Annotated in this window: 25 protein-coding genes and 1 pseudogene; 19 read left to right on the top strand and 7 right to left on the bottom strand. The window is 32.3% G+C overall.

Annotated features, from left to right (window positions below):
• Window positions 1-39: 39 nt before the first annotated feature.
• The 6 genes from ACZ2M0_RS08285 to ACZ2M0_RS08260 all read left to right on the top strand — a co-directional run bounded on the left by ACZ2M0_RS08285 (window position 40) and on the right by ACZ2M0_RS08260 (window position 6201).
• A complete protein-coding gene (locus ACZ2M0_RS08285) occupies window positions 40-129 on the top strand; it encodes a putative holin-like toxin (RefSeq protein ID WP_084619607.1) in 90 nt (29 codons plus the stop codon).
• 212 nt (window positions 130-341) lie between these two features.
• The gene (locus ACZ2M0_RS08280) at window positions 342-431 is read left to right on the top strand and encodes a putative holin-like toxin (RefSeq protein ID WP_081945396.1); all 90 of its coding nucleotides are present in this window, start codon (window positions 342-344) and stop codon (window positions 429-431) included.
• Window positions 432-874: 443 nt separating this feature from the next.
• On the top strand, window positions 875-1381 hold the full coding sequence (locus ACZ2M0_RS08275) for a hypothetical protein (RefSeq protein ID WP_122052998.1): 507 nt from the start codon (window positions 875-877) through the stop codon (window positions 1379-1381).
• Between the two features lie 932 nt (window positions 1382-2313).
• Window positions 2314-3552 (top strand): FtsX-like permease family protein, encoded by a 1239-nt coding sequence (locus tag ACZ2M0_RS08270; protein WP_490059128.1) that lies wholly within the window; start codon window positions 2314-2316, stop codon window positions 3550-3552.
• On the top strand, window positions 3549-4223 hold the full coding sequence (locus ACZ2M0_RS08265) for an ABC transporter ATP-binding protein (protein ID WP_122052995.1): 675 nt from the start codon (window positions 3549-3551) through the stop codon (window positions 4221-4223). Before ACZ2M0_RS08270 ends, ACZ2M0_RS08265 begins: the two co-directional genes overlap by 4 nt.
• A gap of 391 nt (window positions 4224-4614) precedes the next feature.
• Complete coding sequence (locus tag ACZ2M0_RS08260) at window positions 4615-6201, top strand: ATP-binding cassette domain-containing protein (protein ID WP_490059127.1); 1587 nt, start codon at window positions 4615-4617, stop codon at window positions 6199-6201.
• A gap of 374 nt (window positions 6202-6575) precedes the next feature.
• Here ACZ2M0_RS08260 and ACZ2M0_RS08255 read toward each other — a convergent pair whose 3' ends face one another.
• Entirely contained in the window at window positions 6576-7928 is a 1353-nt protein-coding gene (locus ACZ2M0_RS08255) for an FAD-dependent oxidoreductase (RefSeq protein ID WP_490059126.1), read from the bottom strand.
• A gap of 731 nt (window positions 7929-8659) precedes the next feature.
• Between ACZ2M0_RS08255 and ACZ2M0_RS08250 the strand changes: the two genes are divergently transcribed.
• The 5 genes from ACZ2M0_RS08250 to ACZ2M0_RS08230 all read left to right on the top strand — a co-directional run bounded on the left by ACZ2M0_RS08250 (window position 8660) and on the right by ACZ2M0_RS08230 (window position 13635).
• The gene (locus ACZ2M0_RS08250; protein WP_198179699.1) at window positions 8660-9364 is read left to right on the top strand and encodes a lantibiotic protection ABC transporter ATP-binding subunit; all 705 of its coding nucleotides are present in this window, start codon (window positions 8660-8662) and stop codon (window positions 9362-9364) included.
• Window positions 9357-10085, top strand: a complete 729-nt coding sequence (locus ACZ2M0_RS08245; RefSeq protein WP_490059125.1) for a lantibiotic immunity ABC transporter MutE/EpiE family permease subunit — start codon at window positions 9357-9359, stop codon at window positions 10083-10085. Before ACZ2M0_RS08250 ends, ACZ2M0_RS08245 begins: the two co-directional genes overlap by 8 nt.
• Window positions 10078-10809, top strand: a complete 732-nt coding sequence (locus tag ACZ2M0_RS08240; protein ID WP_490059124.1) for an ABC transporter permease — start codon at window positions 10078-10080, stop codon at window positions 10807-10809. The genes ACZ2M0_RS08245 and ACZ2M0_RS08240 overlap by 8 nt, the downstream gene beginning before the upstream one ends.
• Window positions 10810-11212: 403 nt before the next feature.
• The gene (locus tag ACZ2M0_RS08235; RefSeq protein WP_490059123.1) at window positions 11213-12298 is read left to right on the top strand and encodes an SLAP domain-containing protein; all 1086 of its coding nucleotides are present in this window, start codon (window positions 11213-11215) and stop codon (window positions 12296-12298) included.
• 227 nt (window positions 12299-12525) lie between these two features.
• Window positions 12526-13635, top strand: a complete 1110-nt coding sequence (locus ACZ2M0_RS08230) for an SLAP domain-containing protein (protein ID WP_490059122.1) — start codon at window positions 12526-12528, stop codon at window positions 13633-13635.
• Between the two features lie 364 nt (window positions 13636-13999).
• On the opposite strand, the pseudogene ACZ2M0_RS08225 reads toward ACZ2M0_RS08230, so the two are convergent.
• Together ACZ2M0_RS08225 and ACZ2M0_RS08220 are read right to left on the bottom strand one after the other, a co-directional pair.
• A pseudogene (locus tag ACZ2M0_RS08225) lies at window positions 14000-14311 on the bottom strand (MazG nucleotide pyrophosphohydrolase domain-containing protein).
• 127 nt (window positions 14312-14438) lie between these two features.
• Window positions 14439-15266, bottom strand: a complete 828-nt coding sequence (locus tag ACZ2M0_RS08220; protein ID WP_109586801.1) for a helix-turn-helix domain-containing protein — start codon at window positions 15264-15266, stop codon at window positions 14439-14441.
• Window positions 15267-15468: 202 nt separating this feature from the next.
• Here ACZ2M0_RS08220 and ACZ2M0_RS08215 point away from each other — a divergent pair, with 202 nt between their 5' ends.
• The 4 genes from ACZ2M0_RS08215 (at window position 15469) to ACZ2M0_RS08200 (ending at window position 17763) form a co-directional block, all read left to right on the top strand.
• Entirely contained in the window at window positions 15469-15732 is a 264-nt protein-coding gene (locus ACZ2M0_RS08215) for a hypothetical protein (RefSeq protein WP_490059121.1), read from the top strand.
• 27 nt (window positions 15733-15759) lie between these two features.
• Window positions 15760-16014: a hypothetical protein gene (locus tag ACZ2M0_RS08210; RefSeq protein WP_109586799.1), complete on the top strand. Its 255-nt coding sequence runs from the start codon at window positions 15760-15762 to the stop codon at window positions 16012-16014.
• Window positions 16015-16238: 224 nt separating this feature from the next.
• Entirely contained in the window at window positions 16239-17228 is a 990-nt protein-coding gene (locus tag ACZ2M0_RS08205) for an HNH endonuclease (RefSeq protein WP_490059120.1), read from the top strand.
• Between the two features lie 172 nt (window positions 17229-17400).
• Window positions 17401-17763, top strand: a complete 363-nt coding sequence (locus ACZ2M0_RS08200) for a hypothetical protein (protein ID WP_462985313.1) — start codon at window positions 17401-17403, stop codon at window positions 17761-17763.
• 59 nt (window positions 17764-17822) lie between these two features.
• On the opposite strand, the gene ACZ2M0_RS08195 is transcribed toward ACZ2M0_RS08200, so the two are convergent.
• Window positions 17823-18101, bottom strand: a complete 279-nt coding sequence (locus ACZ2M0_RS08195; RefSeq protein ID WP_462985314.1) for a hypothetical protein — start codon at window positions 18099-18101, stop codon at window positions 17823-17825.
• Window positions 18102-18316: 215 nt separating this feature from the next.
• Here ACZ2M0_RS08195 and ACZ2M0_RS08190 point away from each other — a divergent pair, with 215 nt between their 5' ends.
• A complete protein-coding gene (locus tag ACZ2M0_RS08190) occupies window positions 18317-19699 on the top strand; it encodes an MFS transporter (RefSeq protein ID WP_490059119.1) in 1383 nt (460 codons plus the stop codon).
• A gap of 132 nt (window positions 19700-19831) precedes the next feature.
• Here the strand turns inward: ACZ2M0_RS08190 and ACZ2M0_RS08185 are convergent, their stop codons facing one another.
• Window positions 19832-20170, bottom strand: a complete 339-nt coding sequence (locus tag ACZ2M0_RS08185; protein ID WP_490059118.1) for a hypothetical protein — start codon at window positions 20168-20170, stop codon at window positions 19832-19834.
• Window positions 20171-20343: 173 nt separating this feature from the next.
• Between ACZ2M0_RS08185 and ACZ2M0_RS08180 the strand changes: the two genes are divergently transcribed.
• Both ACZ2M0_RS08180 and ACZ2M0_RS08175 read left to right on the top strand, forming a co-directional pair.
• Entirely contained in the window at window positions 20344-21009 is a 666-nt protein-coding gene (locus ACZ2M0_RS08180) for a type 1 glutamine amidotransferase (RefSeq protein ID WP_490059117.1), read from the top strand.
• Window positions 21010-21419: 410 nt separating this feature from the next.
• The gene (locus ACZ2M0_RS08175) at window positions 21420-21512 is read left to right on the top strand and encodes a putative holin-like toxin (protein WP_081945322.1); all 93 of its coding nucleotides are present in this window, start codon (window positions 21420-21422) and stop codon (window positions 21510-21512) included.
• A 375-nt stretch (window positions 21513-21887) separates the two neighbouring features.
• Here the strand turns inward: ACZ2M0_RS08175 and ACZ2M0_RS08170 are convergent, their stop codons facing one another.
• Together ACZ2M0_RS08170 and ACZ2M0_RS08165 are read right to left on the bottom strand one after the other, a co-directional pair.
• Window positions 21888-22364, bottom strand: coding sequence for a nucleoside 2-deoxyribosyltransferase (locus ACZ2M0_RS08170; RefSeq protein ID WP_045928676.1), 477 nt, complete (start codon window positions 22362-22364; stop codon window positions 21888-21890).
• A gap of 23 nt (window positions 22365-22387) precedes the next feature.
• Window positions 22388-23188, bottom strand: coding sequence for a tyrosine-protein phosphatase (locus ACZ2M0_RS08165; protein WP_490059116.1), 801 nt, complete (start codon window positions 23186-23188; stop codon window positions 22388-22390).
• Between the two features lie 141 nt (window positions 23189-23329).
• Between ACZ2M0_RS08165 and ACZ2M0_RS08160 the strand changes: the two genes are divergently transcribed.
• Complete coding sequence (locus tag ACZ2M0_RS08160; RefSeq protein WP_034978255.1) at window positions 23330-23821, top strand: universal stress protein; 492 nt, start codon at window positions 23330-23332, stop codon at window positions 23819-23821.
• Window positions 23822-24213: the final 392 nt, after the last annotated feature.

Below are 24213 nucleotides of genomic sequence, written 5' to 3'. Positions count from 1 at the left end.
TAATGATTGGGCTAACATAGCTAGCAAGAGAAGCAGTCAATGAGCGTTTACCAGGCATTACAAATAATGTTGGCATTCGCAACGTTTATTATTGTGTTATTGAATTATATCAACAATCACAAGAAATAAAAAAGACCGTCCCAATCATACTTTAGCCAGTTAGGGATAGTCTTCTATTACCTAGACAGCTAACCGCCTTTAGAGCGGCTGCTTGTTTTCAAAGAGGTCTTGTTAGCGCAAGGCCTCTTTTCTTTACAATTACATTATATCATGACTGAGTTAATTTTGCACAACGGGCTGAATAATGATTGGGCTAACATAGCTAGCAAGAGAAGCAGTCAATGAGCGTTTACCAGGCATTACAAATAATGTTGGCATTCGCCACGTTTATTATTGTGTTGTTGGATTATATCAACAATCACAAGAAATAAAAAAGACCGTCCCAATAATACTTTAGCCAGTTAGGGATGGTCTTTATCTCTTACTCAGCTAACCGCCTTTAGAGCGGCTGCTTGTTTTCAAAGAGGTCTTGTTAACGCAAGACCCCTTTTCTTTACAATTACATTATATCATGACTGAATTAATTTTGCACAAGTGGACTGAGTCAGGGATTGCATGTTGCCATTTATAATCTTATTTTTAACAGTTACGAAAGCAGAGTAAAAAATTTCTCGAAGTTTTAGCGATCTTAGACTTTTTGTAATTATTTTATTTCAATGGGTATTTGTTATATCAATAAAAAATGATATGCTAAAACTTAAGGCAGTGTATAGTGTATGAAATAAAAAGTTTACAGTATTTAACCTTCTAAAATAATCAAAACATCGCAACCCTTTAAATATTTGCAAAATATAATAGACTAGGAGAGCTTTTTATGGATACTACGAATTACGATTTGATTTACGATTTGATTTACGAAATTATTATTTTAATATTCTTTACTATTGCATTTATAACATCGCTATATATGATTTATCTCAAGTCAAAAGCTTGGCATAAGCTTAATTTGGAATCACGAAAAGAAGTCGCAGCGTCTACAGTAGAATTTGTAGCAAAGCCTGGAATTGAGAGAGAAGTGGTAATGATAAAGGCCAGCCGGTTTATTGCGGCTATTGTTCTGTTATTAAGTTGGGCTTTTTTTACATCAGAAGTTGTTATTCTATTTATAGGAAATTTGATTTTCATTGTTGCCGTGTTAGCAGAAATATATATGAACGCAGATTTAACAAAAAAAGAAAGAGAGCATTATACAAGTATTCCCTATATTTATAATGCAAAACGGGCAAAATTAGTAAGGAGATTATATATTATTTGTCGTATTTCGTATATGATTGTCGCTGTTGCGTGTACTTTTTTGATTTATTCAGTATTTGGCTGGTAGTAGGCTAGAATTATGTTATTGACATCTCAGGATTAGCAAGAGAAAGAGTTAAAAGTATCTATAGGTAACCATGCATACTTAATGAATTGAAGTACTCGATGGCTATGCGAAAACAAATGATGTCAAGTTTGTTCATAGTATCAAATCAAAGCCAAGCAACACGAAAGCTGAAGTCGAGGCTCAAGCCCAAGGAGAGTCTGCTGCTAATAATTAAAGCAGGTGAAAATTAACCAAAATTTGAATAATTACTTGTTTTCAAAGAAGGCTTGCTTTACAAAGCTTCTTTTTTAGCTACAAAATAAAATGAAAAATTTCTGTAAAGCTTTTTATAATATCTAGGATATGTATTTACTTTTATGATATTCTATAATTGTATAATTTAAATAAAATTTATTAAAAATCTAATTAGATGCGGTCTTCTCTTTTTTAGGGTTATTTATAATATATGTAAGGTTTTGATTTATTAGTGACTAAAAATGTTCTTAAATTAACAGATTTTTGTTTTAGCTTTTTGATTGAATTACTGAATAACATTGTAATTGCAATATATGTTTTAAATAATCTTGTTCCAAAGGATATTCATGGTATTTTACAGTTAATTTTTGATAGCGATATCCTTGTTATATTCATCCCAATTTTTGTTAATGCCATTACTCTTCTTTATATATATCATTTAAATGAAAGTACGAAAGAAGAGAAATTTATACGAATAATAGTTGGATCTACAATATGGCGAATGAAATATCAAATTCCTTCATTGCTGTTAATCACTAATACTGTATCTGTGCTTTTTATATGTATAATAATGTCCTTTAATTATTTGTTTTTAAGTAAAGTCTGCCTAATGTTTATTGTGATTAGTATGCTCAGATTATGTATACTACTTGTTATTAGTTGTATTAAAGCTTGATTAATAGTAGGAGTTTAAAATAGTGTATAGGGAATTCATCAAAAATGTATTTTTAAAGCGTTTGGTTTTAGTGCTTCTGACTTTAGTTACTATGATATCTTTTAGCTTTATCTTTTATACCCTTATCCGTTCTAATTTGTATGTCTTACAAGGTAAGAATGATTTACAACAATTAATTAAAAAAGACGTATTTATGGGAAATAACCAGATGACTAGTAGTCAATTGCATTATGACTTCAATAAGAAAAATATTAAACAAACAAATCAAAGAGCACAAAAGTTATTTAATTATATAAATAACAACTATCATTATTCATCCAGATGGTCATTTAATACTGAAATTCCTAATGGTTCTGTATCCATAAATTTAGATACAATTAACAGTAATTTCTTTAAATTTTATCCTCTTAAAGTGCAAAAAGGCAGATTGTTTACAAATTCAGAATATGTTGCTGATACTAAAGAAATACCAGTGATTGTTGGTTCGGGTTTAAAAAATATAAAGCTCGGATACACTTTTAAAATTTTAAATCCAGCAAATGGGAAAAATGAAACTTATAAAGTTATCGGCATTTTGAAAGAAAATCTGAGGCTACCATCAGTTTATAATATGGATGGAGGTCGTTTACTTAATAAGACTGTATTTAGACCTTTGACTGATAAAGATAAAAGACAGGTTAATGCAACTCAACTAGTTTCAGCTTTTCAGGATTTATTGATTTATAATGCATCTAAAAATGAAGCTTTAAAATTATCTAAAACTATTAAAAAAGATCTTTTTGCTACAGTAAAATTTATTTCAGTAAAAGAAAATATTAACGACTTCTATGCAGAATATAAACCAAGAGTTTTATTGTTATTATTAGTATCTATAATTATGCTGATTATTTTTCTGGGCCTATTTTTATGGAATATTTGGAAAAGTTTGTCAGAATCGAGACAAGAAATTGCCATTAGAATTTCACTTGGATTAAGAAAAGACCAATTATATATTATAACGTTTTTATACCAACTATTACTTACAATAGTTTCATTTATACCAGTTACCATCTATGTGATGAGAAATGCCTATTTATTAGCTTCAAACCGAGCTGGTATAGATGCTCAGATTATTTTGTCAACTCCTCTTCCTAGAATTGAATCAATTAGTCTGATTTTAAGCTTTTTAGCATTATTAATAATTGGTACTATCTCATCAATGTTAATCATTTATAAATTCAATAAAATACCTTTAAATCTGAGGATGATGAATAAGTTATGAGTAAAGCTGTATATGTTAATCACTTAAGTAAAAACTTCGAGGAACAACCTATTTTAAAGGACATAGATTTTTCGTTAGAAAAAGGTTCAATGACAGCTTTAATAGGCGCTTCTGGCGAAGGTAAGACAACTTTCCTAAATTTGATTGGCTCACTTGACAATTCTTATAGTGGTCAAATTATTGTTGAAGGACAAGATCTATCACTCTGTAATGATAGGGAATTGTCGCAGTTGCGTAACACAAAAATTGGCTTTGTGCTGCAGGAACCAATTTTAATTCAAAGACTTTCTGTTGAACAAAACATCTTGCTACCAACAGTTTATTTGCCAAAAAAAGCAAGGAATGAAAAAGAAATTAAAAGCAGAATGCATAAATTGACCAAATATTTGAACATAGAATCTCTTTTAAAAAGGAAACCAAGTACACTATCAGGTGGGCAAAAGCAACGGGCCGTTGCAGTAAGGGCTTTAATTAACGATCCAGACATTGTATTGGCGGATGAACCTACTGGATCATTAGATGAAGAGAATGCCAAGACAATCATTGATTTATTTAAAAAGATAAAAGATGAAGGAAAAGCAATTTTGACAGTCACGCATGACAAAAAAATTGCGGCATTACATGATAATATTTATAAACTAAGTAGCAGAAAAATTACCAAGTTAAACTAAAAAAGAATTATAGGTCTTGATAATACACTCAAATTTAGAATAAATTTGAGTGTATTATTTTGCCTAAATTATCTTGGTAATTAGAATCAAGATTTTTAATATAATATTTAAATTTTAAAGGTAGAAACGTTAGTATTTTTGAACTAAACAATTCCTAATTGCTTCTGCTAGTTAAATTTATTTTTAATGGCGGAAGCTTTTTAGTAATAACCACTTAGTCTAAAAAACTACCTCTTAGAAAATAAATATATACTTTAAAACAAAATTATGATTAAATTAAAAGAACAAACAGTAACGGGAAAGATTTAAACAAGATAAATCATATTGCTTCTATGGAGTTAAGGCCATTTTAGCAAAATATGTTAAATATAAATGAAAGGTAAAAACAATTATGAAAAAATATTTTGATAACAAAAGCATAATTCTATGTTTCTTGCTAACCCTGATCGTGGGTCTTGATACTCCTTTTAATACGTGGTCTTATTCGCAAATCTTTGCCATGGTTGAAGCTGGTGATAAGAGACGAGTAGTTTTAGAAGTCTGTTTGATTGTACTGATTGTTTTCTTATTAACCGTTGCCCGCTACTTTTACGAGAGGGCGCTAAATCGGAACATCTACCTCTTCAATAAGAACGTGCGCAGTGATCTGCTATCTTCTGATTTTGTTAAACAACAAGGATCAGTTTCTGATAAGTTATCATTTGTTACCAATGATTTAGAGTTGGTAGAAAATAATTACGTCAAAGAAGTATTTAATTTAATCACTTCTATTGTTAACCTGCTGCTATGTTTGGCTATGGCAATAAATGCGAACTTTATCCTGACTCTTGTTTTTATGCTTTTTTCAGTTATTTCAGCAATTGCTCCAAAAATTATGGCCAAACGGGTTATGGAGAGTTCTAAAGCTTGGAGTGCTAGTGTTGGTAAGTACACGGGATTTATGTCGGATTACCTCAAGCACATTGACCTAATCTTGCATTATAATGCGATGCCTTTCTTTTTACTGAAAGGCAAGAAGGCAATTACTGAAACAGCTGAAGCGAAGCAGAAACGGGAAAATACGATTGCCATGAGCAATTTACTGGCTGGTATTTTGGCTTATACCTTCTCATTTCTGCCCATTGGGATTGGTATTTTATTTGTTTTAGACAAGCGCTTGCCTCTTTCTTCCTTTATTATGGTTCAGTATTCCAGTTCTTGGATCGTAAATTCTATCTTGGCCATCAACCGGTCAATGACAACGATTAACTCGGCTAAACCCTTATTAACAAAAGTGACTAATATCAAGGAATTACCGCAGTCTACTCTCAGTGACGAGATGACGACAATAGATTTCAAAGACTTGCAACTCAATGGTGTGACTTTTGGCTATCAGGGTAAGACTATTATTCAAAATGCCAGCTTGACGGTTAATCGTGGTGATAAAATTCTGCTGACTGGTCGCAGCGGACAGGGTAAAAGTACATTGCTCAGATTAATGGCAAATATTATCCAACCAAAAAAGGGAACAGTGGAATTAGTTGAACCGAATGGTAAGGCTGTTTCTCCTCAACCTGATTACTTTGGCGAAGTCAACCAGGATTCCAATATTTTTCATGATACCTTGCGCTTTAACCTGACTTTGGGGCGTGACTTTTCAGACCAAGAGATTGAGCATGCCATTCAAGAAGCAGGTTTAACGCCATTATTGCAAAAGATTGGCCTTGACGCCGTAATTCAAGAAGACGGCACTAACTTGTCAGGTGGGGAAAAGAAACGTATAGAAATTGCTCGTGCCTTTTTATATAATCGCAATTTTTTATTAATTGATGAAGGCACCGCATCATTAGACCCACAAACTGCTCATGAAATTCATGAAATGATTTTATCTTCCGACTTGACAGTGGTTGAGATTGATCACCATATTCCAGAGGACTTGCAAAGTAAGTTCACTCATGCTTACAAATTAGAAGATAAGCAGCTAATCCCAATTAGTTAAAAGTACAGGAATAAAATTATACCGGATTTTGATTGCTAATGCTGATAATTTAGTTATGGGAAAAAATAATTAAGTCACTATTTAAAAATAGAGGGTTGTATCAAAGCTTTTTTTACAAAAATATGTGATATGATAAATAGTCCAAGTTAAGAAAAAAAAGAAGAAAATCATTAAAATGAGTCCTGAGAGTTAGAAAACTTTCGGGACTCATTTCGTAGTTAAGGACAGTCTTTTATTTCTTCATCAACTAACCACACATCAAGTGGCTAATTATTTTTAAAGAGTTACAAAACTTCTTTTTTTATTAAATTTACTAAACATAGTAAGACACTAAAATGGGGTATTTCACAAGGTTTAGTACCTATTAAAATTAATTAAAACTTGTGTAAACCCAGCGCATGTTGTGCAGCTAAGTTTAAAATATTCCATTGCCGATCAAAACTTGGTGAGAAGAAGAAGTCTTGCTCAGCTAAATCTTCTAATGTTAATTTATGACCAATTGCTAAACTTAAGACATTGCCTTGAGCGGTGATATCATGCTTGGACATAACTGCACCTCCAAGAATCTGATGAGTGTCCTTATTATAAGTTAAGGAAATATATCCTAACGGATTATCATTTGCAGGAATAAAGTCTGGACGCAAATGATCGATGTAGATGCTAGTTGCAGCATTAATGCCGGCAAATTCAGCAGATTTTTGTGGGAGACCGCTAACTACTGCATGTACATCACCAAATTCTAGTAATTGTCCGCCAACTAAGCCTGGGAATGGCCGGCTTGGCTTTTTCTCAAACAAATGTTGTACTAAATAATTTGCTTCATGGCGAGCAGCAACTGCCGATGGAATCGGCATTCTTTTATTAGCCGGGATTGACAGTGGCCAAATAGCATCACCCAAAGCATAAACGTCTTTTTGATTAGTCCTCAAATATTCATCTGTTTCAATATAACCACGTTGGTTTAAATTAATAGTATCTTTAAGCCAGTCTGTATTAGCAACAATGCCTGCAGCAACAATGACTAAATCAGCTTTAATGTCACCATGATCAGTTTGGACTAAGTGATCATTGGTAAAACCAGTAACTTTTGTATCAAGCCTTAAATCGACACCCTTGTCTCGCATTTCTTGTTCAAAAACATCGGTAAAGTCTTTTGAAAAATAATTAGCCAAAATATGGTTGCTGGCATCAACCAAGGTCATGTTTTTATCAGCTAAAACACCTGCTTCAACGGCAGCAATTCCGTTACCAGCACCCACAACAACGATGTTTTTAATTTCATCATTATGAAGAGCTTCATTGATCTTTTTAGCCCAACTGTAGCCCCTCATTAAATAAACGTAGTCTAAATCTGCCCCTGGAACAGGTAATTGGAGTGGATCAACTCCTGGTGACAAGATTAATTTGTCATAATTAACTTCTTCAGTCTGACCAGTTTGGGTATTTTTAATTGTAACTTGCTTGTTTGTCGGATTTAAGGCAACTGCTTGCGAATTATTGACGACCTTACCACCTAATTTTTCCAAATCAGCAGGTGAAAAGTTACGTACATTGTCCTGACCGGTAGTTTTTTCTTCTAAAAAGAGCTTCATTCCACAAGACATAAATGAAACAAAATCACTTGCTTCATAAATAGTGACATCAAGATCTTGATATCTGTCTAATAATTCGATGGCTGCTTCATGACCTGGATGAGAAGCACCAACGATGACTACTTTTTGATTCATTGAGAAAATCCCCTTTTTATCAATATCTGAAAGCGCTTGTAGCACTTTCGTTGTATTCTATGGTAACACAAGAAATGGATTAGTTATACAAAGATGCACTAGTATAGCTAATTCGTTTATATATTAAAACTTATAAAACAACAAAAAAATTATGACCGTATAAATTGACTTTGCAAATTTCACTAAATATCAAATTTGCTGATAATTTATGAGTAAAATACGGCCAAGTAAATCATTTAAAAAGAACTTAAGAAGTATAAGTGGTACTCAAATAATAGTACAAATAGAATATCATTTGAGAAAGGAAAGTGTTCATTTAAGTATGTGAGATCAAAATGAAATTGCAACTTTTGCTATTGCTTTAAAATCCGAAAGAAAAGGCAAAAACAGTTCTTTGTCAAATTTTGTTTATAAAGAGTAAATGAAAATAATCAAGTATATAATATACTGATTATTTATTTTCTTTGTTTTCTTCCAATCTGATCCTCATCAGAAAATTTTTGAAATTGGTGTAGCCAAAAGATGTGTGCTCAATTTGTTTGTTTAGAGCAAACTCCTTTTTGATATCTACTATTACAAAATATATTGATCTGCTTTTTTATATATAATATAATCATCTTTATTAAGTTATACGAGTTGATTTTAATATTGTTAAATTGTTTGTATAAAGTTTAGCATTTAAAACTATTTGAGTATATTTTAGCAACAAAAATTATTATAAAAGAGGAAAAATGTCTGATTTAATAGTAACAAATAAACTAACAAAAAAGTTTAAAGATCAAGTTGTACTCAATCAAATAAGCTTACATGTCCCAGAAAATCAGGTCTATTGTCTATTAGGCCCTAATGGCGCAGGTAAGACTACCTTAATGAAGATTTTAACGGGAATCATACCCGCTACTAGCGGTACTATTACGTTTGCTGGTCACGATTGGTCTAGAGCGGATTTATCTGCTATTGGTTCCCTGATTGAAAATGCACCTCTTTATGGAAATTTAACGGCTGCTGAAAATCTCCAGGTAGTTTGTCGTTTAAGAGGGGTCGAAGAAAACGAAATACAACCAATTCTGGAAAAAGTAGGCATTAGCGATACGGGGAAAAAGTTAACTAAAAATTTTTCTTTGGGAATGAAAGAGAGGCTTGGAATTGGATTAGCTCTAGTTGGTCAACCCAAGTTGTTAATTTTGGATGAACCGACAAATGGACTTGATCCACTGGGCATTCAGCAATTGCGGAATTTGATTTCTAGTTTTAAAAAAGAAGGCATTACTATTATCATTTCTAGTCATATGCTTTCTGAAGTTGAGCGTTTAGCTGATAAAATTGGTATTATCGGTAAAGGCCAGCTTTTGCTTGAAAAAACTATAGATCATACAGAAAATCTGGAACAATTATTTAATGATACTTTAATGAATGCTGGTGTAACGAATGCTTAACTCATTGTCTATTGAAGTGATAAAAACAAAAAGAACACTTGTCAGGCAGTTATTGTGGCTTTATCCTCTTTTAATAATAATTGTAGTGACAGTGCTTTTTGCCACTACTGGTTATGCTATTCAAAGTGTCATTAATCAGTGGAGTACCATTTGGTTTCCCTTATTTCTTGCTTTGATTGTTGGACTGATTGACCGACACGAGAAGAATAGCACAAATTATAAGTTGATTTTGAGCTCACCTTACAATTTATTTGATTATGAATTAGGTAGAATTTTACACGTTGCACTTTTAACATTAGTTTCTTCTTTATTCTTAGCTCTTTTTGTAAGTTTGCTTTATTTTATTTCTGAAATTAGTGTCTCGTTAATTTCATGTTTTTTGGCAATCTTAGGTATTTGGTTAGTTAATCTTTGGCAAATTCCATTATATATTTGGCTTAGTCGCCTTACTAATATATATGTAACTATTGTATTGGCCTTTGCCGGAATTTTTAGCGGCATAGAAGTAAATAGTTATTTCCTTGGCAAAATTTGGCCATTTACCTGGTCTGAACTTTTCCCAGTACCGCTAATAAAAATGAATATTAACGGATTACCTCTAAGTCATAATGTGGCAGGTTCAAATAATTATTGGATTATAGCAGCAGCTATTCTGCTTTTCATTTTGCTCAGTTATCTCGCTGCCAGATCATTTAAGAAGCAGGTAATTAAAAATGCTTAAAAATATTTTTCGGTCAGAAAACGTTAAACTTAAGCGGAGTTTTTTATTATATTTACATTTGTTAACTTTAATTGTTTATCCATTATTAATGGGATTTTATTATGGTACAAGAAAAAACATTGTAAACTCATCGGTTATGATAATAACTTTTTACGAATTGCTGGCGCTTATTTCTCCGCTAGTTACTAGCATTGTTATCGGTCTGGTTTTTGATCGCGAAGAAAAAGCTGGTCATTGTAAAAATTGGTTGGCTAATCCCGGCAAAAAAGGCTTAACTATTGGGCTGCAGCTATTTTATTATTGGTTATTATATTTCTTTGAAATTATCGGAATGAGTTTAATTTATTTCTTTATTTTAAGATTTGCTTTTCAGATAAATAATATATCCTTTATTAAAATTTTACTAACTAGTTTTATTTTTGCACTTTTCGGTCTTATTCAATACGAACTAGCACAATGGATAGTATTAAAGTTTAATGTTGGTGGTGCCATGATTCTGGGCTTTTTTGGTGTTGTAATCTCAGGCTTAAGCATTACCAGTCTTTTTGATTTTATCTGGCCCGTGATTCCTTGGGCATGGCAAATAAGATTAATCACTTTTTGGGAAGCTACGATTAGCAGTCAAGTACAAACTCTGACGGCTTGGGAAATGATTATTCCGTTAATTTTAACTATGGTTATAACTTTGTTAATTATAAAAGTGTTCGACAACTGGCAAAATTAAAACTGTCAATTAAATAAATACGAGTTCTTTGTCAAACATCTTGTTGATAAAGAGTAAATGAAAAGAACCAAGCAGCGAACAAACTGTTTGGTTTTTTTCATTGTTTTATCCCAATCTGATCCAGCTATGGAGGCAGATACTTATGAGTTTGCGGGATGCTCAAATGATTTAAAGCCATCAAGTATCTCTTTTTATTAGAAAAGCTGTAGATTAATTATCATCCTGTTGTATTAAGATATTTGCCTAATTAAGCCCACCATTTTTTACCTTCATTAATCCCTAAGAAAGGTTCAGAATGAATTATAGCCAGTATGTTTGCGCTATCATTTGTTTTGCATTTTTATGAAATAAGAGCGATGCAGTAACAACAGTGCCTGTCTTAAGAGAAAGGAGTAAAAATTATATGACTAAAAAGCCTTTTCGTTATTTAGCAGTTGCTATATTGGGCATTTCTGCAAGTCTGGTGCTTAACCAACAAACTAATACTGTAGAAGCTAAAAGTATTGTTAAAACCGTAATGCACGATGCCCAGGCTTATGATTTATACGGTGATAAAGTAAAAGGAAAATATGCAGCTTACACTCAGGTTAAGTTAGATGATCAACCAATTCCATTTTCTTTTAAGCCGTTTGCACCCGCATATCAAATTAAAGGTAAAAAGCAATATATCAAGGCAAGTAACATTGACGGTGTTAAACGCAAGGTCAAACGAAACTCTTATGTTTACGCTACAAGCTCTCGGAGGGCTGACTCCCGTTTGCTTAAAAAGAGCAAGACAATAACAACTTATGGCAATTCCTTCAAATTTAAGAACGGGCAACGTTACTACCGCATTGGTGGACCAAAAAAGCAATATGTGAAAGCCAGCAACTTAAGTAAGATTATTAGTTCTAATACAGAAGAAACAACTGTAAAAGTAACTGCAAAAGAAGGAGCTGGACTTTATGATTTTATTAAAGACGATACTTATTCCAAGAAAGCCAAAAGGGGTACAAAATTTACGGTAGACTATGCTGAAAATAATGGAGGGGATGAAGATGATCCCCAAATATTTACTTATCATATTAAGGGTACAAAATATTGGTTACTGAGCAGTGAAGTTAAAGCCAAAAAGAAAATGCCTGTACATTACTATGATTCTGAACATTATTCTTACATTAAGTTTTATAAAAATACAGATGTTTACAATGCAGACGGTACTATGCAAGATCATCACGGACAAAAGATCAGAAAACAAGGTGGGTTTTTAAAAGTAAATAAATTGCTTTATATTTGGGTACCAGCTGAAAAGAAAGCGGAATTATTTTACCACTTGAATGGCCATGAATTTTACGCCTCTGCCTCACGAGAAGGAGGAACCTCTGTAATAGATGTTGGTGATGGCTATGTTAAGCAAAAAGATGTTAGATTTATTGATGGCGTAAAACTAAGCCCGATCAATACAGCTGAAGAAGCACAGCAAAACGCCAAGCAAAAAACTGTCAAATAAATAATTTTTTAGAAATTAAATTTACAATAAAATGCACCTAATAGTAAAAGCCAGCTATTGGATGCATTTTTTATTAAGATATTTGCCTAATTTAATTCACCATTTTTTACCTTCATTAATCCCTAAGAAAGGTACAGAATGAAATTATATAATTTCTTGTTTTGATTGCAGAAATTAGAGAATCAAAAATAGAGATAGCATTTTTTTGAGAAGAGAGGTTAAAACATATGAATAAGAAACTTACTCATTATTTAGCAGCTGGTTTTTTAGGACTTACTGCAATTTGGACATTTAATCATCAAGCCCATACTGTTCAGGCAAAGATTCCCAGCACTATAAGAACCGTTATGTATACATCACAAGCATACGATGAGGATGGACAAAAGGTAGACGCTAAATATCCAGCTTTTCGCCGGATTGAAGTTGATAAAAAGCCATTAATCCTAACTTTCAAGCCCTATGCCCCATACTATAAAATTAGCGGTAAAAAGCAATATATCAAGGCTAATAACATCGATGGCGTTAAACGTGAAGTTAAACATAATTCCTATGTTTATGCTACCAGTTCACGCAGGGCTGACTATCGTTTAATTAGAAAAGGAACCTCAATTACAACTTATGGTGGCACCGTCAAGTTTAAGAATGGTTTGCGCTACTACCGTATTGGTGGTCCCGCAAAGCAATATGTGAGAGCCAGCAACTTGGGCAAAATCACTGCTTCAAACACTGAAGAAACTATTGCAACAGTGACAAAAGACGGTGGGACTCCAATTTATGAGATCAATAATGGTCTCAAAACTACTAAAAAGGCTAAAAAAGGTACTACTTTTATAGTCGACCGAGCTCAAGAAGAAGGATATGCCGACGATATAACCAATATGGCTATACCAAATGCAGTTATTTATCGTATTAAAGGGACGAATAATTGGCTCAATTGCCTAGACGTTAAAGTTAAAAAAGAGCTTCCACATCATTTTTATAACTCTGAGCATTATTCTTATATTAGATTTTATCAAGATACAGACGTCTATAATGCCGATGGCACCAAGAAAGATATTAATGGACAAAGAATTAGGAAACAAGGCGGTAATATAAAGGTAGATAAATTGCTTTATATTTGGGTGCCAGCCGAAAATAAAGCCGAACTGTTTTATCATATGAAGGGTCATTGGTTTTATGCCACTAATAAGCCAGACGGAAGTGGCGGTAGTGAAGTAGATTTTGGCGATAGCTATGTCAAAGCAAGTGATGTTAGATTTATTGACGGCGTAAAACTAAGCCCGATCAACACAGCTGAAGAAGCAAGTCAAGCTGCTAAGCAAAAAACTGTCAAATAAATAATTTTTTAGAAATTAAATTTACAATAAAATGCACCTAATAGTAAAAGTCAACTATTGGGTGCATTTTTGTATTATAAAAAGGTTCCGAAATTGAGAAAATTTAGGACCTTTATCAAGTCAAGATTGTATTTTTCCAAAATAGCTATTTTTGAGTATTTCATTCGGTAAATATAAGAATACCAGACCAGCTTCCAGAGAAATAAGATCTAAACCGTTTTTAGGCTAATATATAAGTTCCATTAAAGTCATAAAAAGCATAACAAAACCTATTCAAAAATATCTGCCTATTCCTAAACTTTTGCAAGAATTGAATAAATAGCTGATAGTTTGACCATGCTGTTATTAAGCCAAAGCTATCGGTCTATTTATCTGTATTAGCAGGACCAAGTTTAACGCCATTTTTGTATATTCTTTTTTCGTTTATTTTCCTTTTATTAACAATGTCTTCGCCCAAATCACTGTCAAGCATTTCCGCAATGCCTAATAAGAATATTCCCACATCCGCTAATTCTTCATTGATGTTTTGTTTATCATTTTTGCGCTAGGCTTCAAATAGCTCGTTAGCTTCTCCATGTAATCGCAATAATTCAAACTCAATATCTGTGGTATTGAAACCGTGTTTTTTCTTATTTTCCATGACTGCTTTTTGCAGTTTCTTAGTGTCTATGATCAATTTGGACTCCTAAATAATGATTTTATTCTATTTTATATTTAATTTGTAAATAGGTACAATATCAATATCTGGTCAAGTTATAAAACTTTTATTGTGTATTTTTGATAACTTTAATTAAAAATAATTATTATTTAAAAAATTCTGCGATTTCCTGTTTTAAATGCCTTGCTAAATTATCAGCACCAATTTTTTCTAATAAACTAATCTGTTCTAGTGCTTCTAATTTGTGCTTTTGACAAATTGCAATTCGAGCATTAACAACAAGTAATTTCTCATACTGTCTTAGACTCTTTAATAAAGGTTTTAAACTATTTAAAGTAGTGACAGCTAACTTAAATTTGTGATGCGTCATTTGTATTATTGCCTGATTAATTAGCGTATTGGTTTTCAGAGTTTTCATAAACGGATAATGACTGTCTATATTTGCAATAATCTTGGCAATAATTTCGTTTGCTGTTCGATAATCAAAAGCAAATAAGATGGAATTAAGGATTGTAATATCTGTAACTGTGAAAACTTGGAGATCACTAAGGGAGTCGAACCAGATTGGTTGAACAAGTTCTTGTGCATGAGTAAATCCCTTTGGTTTATCAACTAATAATAGAGATTTAAGGATAATGGCAATACGTTTAATATCATTATCGTTTTTGACCCAAAGGCAATCCTCTAGCAAAGTTTTTATTTCGTCTTGATCAATGCTGCCGTCAAGGTTTAAAAAACGATGCAATAGCTGATTTTTGGTACTAATATGATAACCATTACTAATATATTCAAACTCATTAGGGTTTAGACCCAGTCGTTCTATTAATTTAAGTTCATTTTCGTAAGTCGTTGATAATTCAGCATTTTCAATTTTAGAAATTGTGCTGCGGTCAAACAAATCCTGTGCTAATTCTTGCTGGGTCATTTTACGTGTAGTTCTAAGTTTATGAATTGTTTTGCCAAAATTACTCATGGTTGCACTCTTTTTAAGTTTAATTACTCTTAAAACAATGTGCTGATTTTGCACATTATTAATAATGATTTAATGTTATTCTTAGTTTAGAAATAAATCAATAATTATATCTGGTTTATTTCGCTGATTAAAAGTCGTTATCTTACATATAACGACGTAAGAATATGTCTTTTATACATTTATTTGGAAAGGAGGATAATACATGACTGAAATTATAGCAACTACAGCTTTGATCATTTCATGTTGGTGTTTGGGTAAAATTTATGAAGATAAACCAATAATCAAATTTCTTAGAACTAATCGCGGAATGGTGTTGATATTAACCTCCGTTGCCTTATTAGCCTATGACTTAGTAATACATAATTTTCAATTTGGCCAAATTATACCGTCTTTTTATTCTCTAATAGTTTTGCTTATTCTGTTAGGCTTCTTTTATATGTTTAAAGATCGTCGATCAAAAAAGTAAATGATAAAGTATTTATGAGGTAAAAAAATGTTGTGGATTATGGTTTTACTTCTTGTATTATTTGCTGGAATGGAATATACAGGAAGAGAGCAACTGCAAGCTCTTAACAAAATTTTTGCGGGTGTAGCGGTTGCAATTATTGTTATACCCCCAGTTGTATCTTACTTGCTATTTAAGAATTTCACTGCTTTAAACAGTGTCAGCATTCTTCTTGGAGTAGTTCAGGTATGTGCACTAGCAGCAATATATTTTATATTCAGAAAAGTTGCTTTGAACGATTAGTTATTAAAAGCATAAAATAATTTGTAATAAGAATTTTAACGTTAAAGTGCTTCTATTAATAGATTAGTAATCTAGTTAATAAGAAGCATTTTTTCTATGATAAAAATAAAGCTATTTAACTTTGATAAAAAATCAAAATAAGCGTTTTGAATACATGTATAGTAATAATATGCTATTATAAAAGTGACAAAATAATAATCCAAATTTAAGAACAGGTGATAGCCATGATTCAGTGCAATAAAAAAATTAATTTACTACACAAATTAAGGAATATGTCTTTTTCGAGTTTACCTTGTAGCAAGATTAAAGAAATTAATGACATTGACTTAACAAAATTTAATGCAATTGGCTATATGGGGAGGAATTCTTCTTATTTATATTCCACTCATAATGGCGAAATATTATGCACGAAATCCAGTAAAAGTCAAACTGCATCTCATGTAAAGCAAGTATTTGAAGATATTCAAGACTTTTCTACCAAAGCAGATTGTAAGCTTCTTATTGTTGTTGAAGAGGATTACGTCTTAAAAGATATGCAAAAAGCAGACTTTGAAAATCAAAATACGATTCTCAATAGAATGAAAGAAAATGGCTGCAAAATTATTGGGGCAGCAGAATATCACAGCAGGTTTGGTTTTAAAGTTCCTAATAATACCCCGCCTTTAAATGAACAAGAAAAAAGAATTGTTTATTACTTATATGACGGAAAATGTGCTTATTGTGGTAAAGATCTTTGTTTTACTGATAGTCAAATAGATCATATTGTTCCTAAAAAAGAGGGCGGCAATGATTATTATAAAAACTGGGCATTAGTTTGTGAGCCTTGCAACGAAAAAAAGTCTAATAGGATTTTTGGCGATCCTGAGGAATGTATCGGGGAGAAAGGAAAAAACTACATAAGAAGGTTAAGTGAGTGTTACCACTTTTATAAAGCAAAAATAGATAATGACGAAAGATATATCTTAGTTAGAGAACAAAAAAATTTTGGCTTTAGAAAATACTTTACCATGTATAAAAAAGTAGATAATAAATATATAAATAGGGATAATAAAAACGGTGGTTATCAGTTCATTATAAATACAGTTAACAAAGATAATCTTGAGAAAATAAAAGAAAATGGGAACGAAATATCTGGAAAAGAAATAGAAAACGCGCTGGATCCTAAGGGAACGGATATGTGTGGAACATCTAAGATAGATAATTGGCTGAGTTAAATTTGAAATTAATAAAATTTAAAGGAAATTTTTTCTACTAATTAGTATAGCTTATCAATATATAGTTAAGGACTGGTTATCATTATGCAAATGATAGCCAGTCATTTTTATATGTTGCTTTTTTAATAAAATGAATTATTATTTGTTCAACATTATAAATGAGGGACCGCCTATGACTAGAAAAGTAAAATTGGTTATATTTACATGTATTGTTGCCGTTTGTCTTTTTTTATTTTACTATTGGTCATCAAATGACTATGTACCTGACGTAGCACAGTACCAGGTTAATCACATAATAAGGAATCAAGATACACGAGAAATTAACCAGGTAGCAACTAATAGAAAAACAGCGAACTTTTTACATTCTCTTAAAACTAGTGACCGCTGCCATAAAATTAGCGATTTTCAAGGTGGAACTAAAGAACGGGGCTATTATGTTGCAAGTATCAAAAATAAACCTGTTGGGATTTATATGCAAAAAAAATCCAATTCTTTTTGGAATTGGAAAATAAAAAGTATTGCATGTTTTGATTAAGCCAACCCTATAAAAATGTAGGCTACTTCATATATCTATAAATAACAGGTTGCGAATTATTAAGATTTAGGCAACATTTTTACCAGATCATTTAAATCCAATCCGTAGTTTCTAATACAAATTTGAAACTCTAATTCAGGCTCAGGTAAATACGAGGTACTAAAAAAGGCACCTATTGCTCCAAGTAGTCCTAAAGCCCTGCGGAAATCCTCTTTCGTAAAAACTGATAAGTAAATGTTATCATCATAATCATCTACTCTAGCAGTGTATTCTGTTTCTAAATTTTTTAGAGTGCTTTTGAAAAGCTTCATTAAATTTTCTTGTTTTGTTTTTTCCATGATAATTTGTAACTCCAATTTATGGTTATTGATCTGGCTAAAGTATAATTAAAAAATTATTCCTTGCTTTTTATGCTAGTTGACAAAATTTTGTATTATAAAATAATGTTCTATTCAATTACTTTTTCTTAACCAATACAACATATTAAGGTAGTATATTTATATTCGCTATATGTTGTATGCAAAAATAAAGACAAAAGAAATCGAGGATTTTAATGGTTAAAAATGGCAGACTCATCAAATCAATATTGGCAGTTGGAATACTTAGTTTTTTAGGGATTGTGATTGAAACGGCACTCAATATCGCATTCCCCCAGTTAATGATAGATTTTAATATGTCTGCCAGAACGATTCAATGGCTAACAACAGGTTATATGTTAGTATCTACAATTATTATTCCTTTTGGATCATATTTACAAAAGAGATTTAAAACTATTTCATTGTTTAGGATGGCCGTTTCATGCTTTTTACTAGGAACAATTTTGGCAGGAATTTCAGTAAATTTTAGTCTGTTATTGATTGGACGTCTTTTACAAGGAGTTGCTGCTGGCATTGGTTTACCGCTAATGTTCACGATCATATTAGAACAGTCACCTAAAGAACAGGTAGGCATGTATATGGGACTTGGCACTTTGGTTATTGCCTTTGCTCCTGCAGTTGGTCCGGTATATGGTGGAATAGTTTTAAAATTATTTCAATGGAAGACTTTATTTCTACTCATCATTCCAGTAATTATTTTGACCTGGATATTAGGTGAACATAGTATTAGCCAAACTAGTAAAACTCAAAAAATTCCTTTCGATTTTCAGGGTGGGCTACTTTTAATTGTATTTCTAATGTCAGCTTTATTTTTGCTTTTAGGCTTTACAAGTGGCAACAACATTTATGTACAACTAATACTAACACTGATCACTATTGTTACCGGATTGTTCTTTATTTTTGTTGAAAAGCACAGGCAGCATGCAGTTTTAAAAGTAGGCTTATTTAAAAACTGGCTGTTTAACATCTTTTTGCTGGCATTCTTTCTGTTGCAATTAATGTCACTTAGCATGTCATTTTTGATACCCAACGTCTTACAAACTGCTTTTGAACAAACAACGGCTACAGCTGGGTTACTGGTTTTGCCGGCTGCCATTATAGATGCTCTTGTCTCTGCGTTTGCTGGAATAATTTATGATAAGGTTAATCAAAAATTACCAATAATATTTGGAGTAGCAATAATTCTTCTTACCTTTATAATTGCTAATTTTTTGAATCCAAGTACTGCCAACATGGCCTTTATTTATATCAGCTTTATGTTTGGTTTGGGACTTAGCTATAGTAATATCATGACTTTCTGTTTATCTAATATCACTACTGATTTAAAAAATGATGGGAATGTCATTTTTATGACTGCCCAATCATATTCCGGAGCGATAGGTACGGCATTAACCGCTTCGTTACTAACATTAGCGCAAACAGGTCTAAAAAATAAGAAGTTAGCAGCCTTGAAAGGTCTAAAATTAAATTATGATGTGTTACTGGCTCTTTCTTTCATCGTAATTGTTTGCATTTTAGTATGCTTTATTTTTACTAGATTAAAAAATAAAGCATACTAAAATTTGTTTTAATTTTTAGAAACTTTTTTAATTCAGCACAATAATTACAATTATCGTTCAGTATATGCCTTCCAATATTAAAAATGAACATTGAACTACTTTTTATTTACTACTTTTCCTGGAACCAATAGGTTAAAATAGGATAAAAAATAAGTATGCATCAATCTGTGGAATATACGAAGTTAGATTATTCCTATCAAAAATTAATACTAGAAGCGAAAATGCCAAAGTTGCTAAAAATAAGCACTTGAAAAACTTTTCTCCGCCATCCAGATTAGCTTTTTGAATAATTTTTACAGGGTGGGTGGTTTTAATGAAAATAGCGCCTAGCACTAATATTACACCAAAGAAAAAGTAAGTATATGTAGCTATTTTACCTTTGTCATAATAAATAAAAAGAATACCAATTAAAAATTGTAAAATGCCCATTAAGAATAAGGCGATTTTCGGATTAAGTTTATACTTCAGCATGATTTGAAACCTTTCAAATTAAATTTAATAAGGCTACGCAATAAAAAAATTAATCTTTTTACTGTATAGACTTAAATTTTATTTTATCATTAAATTATAATAATATTAAAACATTATTATAATATTTTATTAAAAACATTATGATGCTAAATTATTTTAAAAGGAGCAAAATAATGAGAATTAATGTATTACAACACACGCCAAACGAAGGCCCTGGTTCAATTCACGAATGGTCTGACCTGCATAACCATGACTTTTATGTATATCATCCCTACCAATTTGGCATTTTGCCTACTGCTGCCACAACAGATTTACTAGTTATTTTAGGCGGTCCTATGAGTCCAAATGATGATTTGCCATGGATTGAGCAGGAACGTCAGTTAATTAAGCAGCTATTTCAAGAAAAAAAACCTGTTTTAGGAGTATGCTTTGGCGCACAACAAATTGTTAAAACTTTAGGCTATCAGGTTAAAAAGGCCCCAGTTAAAGAAGTGGGCTGGGGTCCGGTCAAGTTGCAGTCCAAATTAATTAGCGGTTTGCCTGAAAGTTTAGAAGTATTACATTGGCATGAAGAGATGTTTGAAATACCAGAAGAAGCTGAGGTCTTATTTGCCAATGATAATTTACAAAATCAGGGTTTTGTCTTAGGCGATCAAGCTGTTGGTTTGCAGTTTCACTTAGAACCAGAAACAGATAATATCAAAGAAATTGTGGTTAACGACGCGCAATATCTATCCGGTTCGGTGTTTAAACAAACAACTAAGCAAATTATTGAGCATCCTGTTCCCAAGGAAAATAAAAGGGCAATGTTTCGCATTTTAGATTATTTGACAGAATAAATAATTTAGATATAGAAAATTTGTTTTAAAGAGTGTTGCTTTATTTGTTCCCATAACTTTAATTGCTATACTACGAGAAACGAACTATCTGCTGGGGCAGACCTTACTTCAAAATTATAAACGGCAGATACCATGGCAGAGGCATGATTAGCATTTGGGGCGTACATTAATTAGGTATTGTAACTACTGAAATAACCTTCAAAATAAAAACCAAGCCATTTTAATGGCGTGGTGTATATGATTATAGGTAATTTTCCTAAAATCCGGTTAATATTTGAGATTGGTTTGTTATAATTTAATTAGCGTAGAAAAGTTAAAAGGACGGTAGCTGCCGCTTTCATGAAGGAAGTGAGGCCTATGAACAATTTTTATTCATACTTCAGTCTCCCAAAAGAAGGGAGCAGCAGTTGATGAGCACTGCCGAAGCGTTAAGTTTAATGCTTAACTTTGGTATGTTTATCTTGACCTTGTTAATGTTTATTGACAAGCATCATGATAAATGAGCAAATCAAAAACCGTCCTAGATACTAGCTGGGCGGTTTATAAATTTAAAAAATTATAACTATAAGCGCAGTTACCGTCCTTTGTGGCGGCTCTACGTGAGGAAGACTTATTGGCGTAAGTCTTCCTTTTTCTTACACCTGTATTTTAGCATGAATGCTTTTATGGTGCAATTAAGTATTATAGAGCAGAATTCATAGCGCTAAAGTATATAAGGAATTTTTAAATTGCAAAGCTAGCGCTAAATTAACAATATGGAGTTAATTTTACGCACTAGGCTAAACCGCCCTGAAGAATCATAACTTGCTCACACAAAAACCGTCTCAATGGAAACGGTTTTTTGTCATATTTAGTTTTGCTTCGACAAAATGTTATTTTTAATAAACAGCACCATCATAAAAGCCAAAGCGAGGCTTATTAAAATCAAAATCTTTTAATTCACTCACCTTAAGGGCAATGTCGCAAACGCCCCAGCTCATTAGATTAATTGGTTTGCCATAGTCTTCATCAGGGATGACCAACACGATGTATTTTCCTTGTGACAAAGCATAGCCCAGTTCCATGCCGAGACCAACATCTTCTTCATCAGGTAGATATACTCCGATCATAATATCACTAGCTTTAATACCTGTTAGATCCCCGCGGTAAGTTGCGGTTTCCCATTCACGATCACGCAAATATTCAGGATTTTCCTCAACGCTAATATTTTTATATTGATGATCCAAAGGAACATAACTGTTTTCCAGGTCAATGGTTGGGTTTTCTTCTAAAGCTTTCATTGCCTTTTTGTAAGCATCGTTTTGCTTATCGTTAAACCAACCGGCACCAAAATAAACAGTTTTTGTTTTAGTCATAAAATTTCTCCTTACCATTTAACCTAATTTAAATAAATTTCACGCAACTTACTGATTTCATCATCAGTTAATCTCATAATATCACGTAAGTAGTTTTCAACGCTACCATAATTTTTATTTATAGTTGTAAGTACAAAGTCAATGTATTCAGAATGCACGGTTTGCAAGTCTTTTAAGATGTTTAGGGTTGCGTCATTTGCTCCTTCATCTTTAGCCTTTTGTAAAAAATTATGAACAAAGTTTTTGGTGGCAACATTTGTTAACAGATAATCTTTTTTGATTGTTTCAAATGGTACGCCAAGAGCCGATAAAATTAATAATGCCGCAAAACCAGTCCGGTCTTTGCCGGCAGTACAATGAAAAATTATACTTTGGTTTTCCTGGTCATTAGCCAGCAACACGTCAAAAAAGTGGCGGTAAGCTCTTTGGGCAGACTCACTTTTAATCATGTCATCATAGGCTAAAAACATGTGGTCAAATCCAGCTTTAGGATCTTGATGCTTTTCGCTAAGAATTTCGTCGATTCCCTTTGAGGATTCGGTCAAATCTTCGCTAAATACCGGATCAAAGCTATAAATAGCACCCTCAGGTACACGATCAGGTTCTCGGTCAACTTCGTCCTTGCTTCTAAAGTCAACAACGTATTTTACGCCGTAGTCTTGTAAAAACTTCAGGTCAGTCTTATCAAGGGTTGCCAAATTAGCGGTTCTAAGCAATTTGTGCATTTTGACGGTTTTGCCATCTCTAGTTTGATAGCCACCAAGCTCGCGAAAATTACGGCCACTTTTTACGCCAATTAATTGATTTTTTAGTTTTTGGGTCATGATACCTCCACCTTTGCGTTTGACAATTACACCTAATTTTAGCAATAAACAAGTATATAAACAATTATAAAAAAAGCCAAGAGTATATCGAAATTATGGTAAAATAAACAAAAGAACAATATATTTCAAAAGGGTGAGAACATGGAAACGAAAAAAGCTAGTATTTTAGTTCCAGTCGACGGTTCAGAGTCGGCAGAAAGATCCTTTGATAAAGCAGTTAAAATTGCAATGACGGAAAATGCTCACATTGATGTCTTAAGCGTAATTGATACCAGACAGTTTTTAGGTGAGATGCAAGATACGCTGATTACAGGCGACACCGTTTATCAGATGACGCAAGATTCAGAAAAATATCTCAAGAGTTTGAAGGAATGGGCTCATGATAATTTGGGTTTTGATGATATTGATTACCACATTCGGTATGGCAGCCCGAAAGCAATTATTTCCTATGACTTTATTAAAGACCATCATAATGATTTGATTATCATGGGTGCAACTGGTTTAAATGCAGTAGAAAGAATGTTGATGGGTTCTGTTACAGAATATGTTAATCAACATGCTTTGGCTGATGTGTTAATAGTTAGAACAGATATTGACAATAATCCAATTAAGCCAGAACGTAAAAACAAGTAGATTTCTAAAATAAAAGACATACGATAAATAATTCGTGTGTCTTTTTTGTGCAAAATAAGGAACCTTAAAAAATTTTGTATTACTGATGTTCGTAAAATTTACTTTCATAATACAAAAACAAAATAAAATTCGATATTTTATTGCGTTTTTGCGAATATTTATGGTATCATTTTCAATGAATGAACGTAATTATACTGTTTGGAAGGTTGAGGGCAATGAAAGTAAATGGAAAAATTTTTAATATGTTTTCCTATTTGTATACTTTTCAACTAGCTTCGTTAACCGTTCGTTTTTCTTTCAAAATATCTTCAAGGGCATGATATGACATAGTCATATTTTGCCTTTTTATTTGCTCAATTTTAGGAGGGTGCAATGAAAAATAGCAGCAGAAG

It is taken from the genome of Lactobacillus sp. VURO6/B1 (VP7) (assembly GCF_058139575.1).
Note: the sequence above shows the minus strand (reverse complement) of the source record. Positions and strands in the feature narration are given on the sequence as shown.

What these genes read in the sequence shown, in the direction of transcription:
- ACZ2M0_RS08265 (WP_122052995.1), top strand. Translation starts at nt 3,549, where the DNA reads ATGAGTAAAGCTGTATATGTTAATCACTTAAGTAAAAACTTCGAGGAA.
- ACZ2M0_RS08180 (WP_490059117.1), top strand. Translation starts at nt 20,344, where the DNA reads ATGAGAATTAATGTATTACAACACACGCCAAACGAAGGCCCTGGTTCA.
- ACZ2M0_RS08220 (WP_109586801.1), bottom strand. Translation starts at nt 15,266, where the DNA reads ATGAGTAATTTTGGCAAAACAATTCATAAACTTAGAACTACACGTAAA.
- ACZ2M0_RS08200 (WP_462985313.1), top strand. Translation starts at nt 17,401, where the DNA reads ATGACTAGAAAAGTAAAATTGGTTATATTTACATGTATTGTTGCCGTT.
- ACZ2M0_RS08160 (WP_034978255.1), top strand. Translation starts at nt 23,330, where the DNA reads ATGGAAACGAAAAAAGCTAGTATTTTAGTTCCAGTCGACGGTTCAGAG.
- ACZ2M0_RS08190 (WP_490059119.1), top strand. Translation starts at nt 18,317, where the DNA reads ATGGTTAAAAATGGCAGACTCATCAAATCAATATTGGCAGTTGGAATA.
- ACZ2M0_RS08175 (WP_081945322.1), top strand. Translation starts at nt 21,420, where the DNA reads ATGAGCACTGCCGAAGCGTTAAGTTTAATGCTTAACTTTGGTATGTTT.
- ACZ2M0_RS08245 (WP_490059125.1), top strand. Translation starts at nt 9,357, where the DNA reads ATGCTTAACTCATTGTCTATTGAAGTGATAAAAACAAAAAGAACACTT.
- ACZ2M0_RS08260 (WP_490059127.1), top strand. Translation starts at nt 4,615, where the DNA reads ATGAAAAAATATTTTGATAACAAAAGCATAATTCTATGTTTCTTGCTA.
- ACZ2M0_RS08285 (WP_084619607.1), top strand. Translation starts at nt 40, where the DNA reads ATGAGCGTTTACCAGGCATTACAAATAATGTTGGCATTCGCAACGTTT.
- ACZ2M0_RS08195 (WP_462985314.1), bottom strand. Translation starts at nt 18,101, where the DNA reads ATGGAAAAAACAAAACAAGAAAATTTAATGAAGCTTTTCAAAAGCACT.
- ACZ2M0_RS08185 (WP_490059118.1), bottom strand. Translation starts at nt 20,170, where the DNA reads ATGCTGAAGTATAAACTTAATCCGAAAATCGCCTTATTCTTAATGGGC.
- ACZ2M0_RS08205 (WP_490059120.1), top strand. Translation starts at nt 16,239, where the DNA reads ATGATTCAGTGCAATAAAAAAATTAATTTACTACACAAATTAAGGAAT.
- ACZ2M0_RS08280 (WP_081945396.1), top strand. Translation starts at nt 342, where the DNA reads ATGAGCGTTTACCAGGCATTACAAATAATGTTGGCATTCGCCACGTTT.
- ACZ2M0_RS08275 (WP_122052998.1), top strand. Translation starts at nt 875, where the DNA reads ATGGATACTACGAATTACGATTTGATTTACGATTTGATTTACGAAATT.
- ACZ2M0_RS08170 (WP_045928676.1), bottom strand. Translation starts at nt 22,364, where the DNA reads ATGACTAAAACAAAAACTGTTTATTTTGGTGCCGGTTGGTTTAACGAT.
- ACZ2M0_RS08230 (WP_490059122.1), top strand. Translation starts at nt 12,526, where the DNA reads ATGAATAAGAAACTTACTCATTATTTAGCAGCTGGTTTTTTAGGACTT.
- ACZ2M0_RS08165 (WP_490059116.1), bottom strand. Translation starts at nt 23,188, where the DNA reads ATGACCCAAAAACTAAAAAATCAATTAATTGGCGTAAAAAGTGGCCGT.
- ACZ2M0_RS08255 (WP_490059126.1), bottom strand. Translation starts at nt 7,928, where the DNA reads ATGAATCAAAAAGTAGTCATCGTTGGTGCTTCTCATCCAGGTCATGAA.
- ACZ2M0_RS08210 (WP_109586799.1), top strand. Translation starts at nt 15,760, where the DNA reads ATGTTGTGGATTATGGTTTTACTTCTTGTATTATTTGCTGGAATGGAA.
- ACZ2M0_RS08215 (WP_490059121.1), top strand. Translation starts at nt 15,469, where the DNA reads ATGACTGAAATTATAGCAACTACAGCTTTGATCATTTCATGTTGGTGT.
- ACZ2M0_RS08250 (WP_198179699.1), top strand. Translation starts at nt 8,660, where the DNA reads ATGTCTGATTTAATAGTAACAAATAAACTAACAAAAAAGTTTAAAGAT.
- ACZ2M0_RS08240 (WP_490059124.1), top strand. Translation starts at nt 10,078, where the DNA reads ATGCTTAAAAATATTTTTCGGTCAGAAAACGTTAAACTTAAGCGGAGT.
- ACZ2M0_RS08235 (WP_490059123.1), top strand. Translation starts at nt 11,213, where the DNA reads ATGACTAAAAAGCCTTTTCGTTATTTAGCAGTTGCTATATTGGGCATT.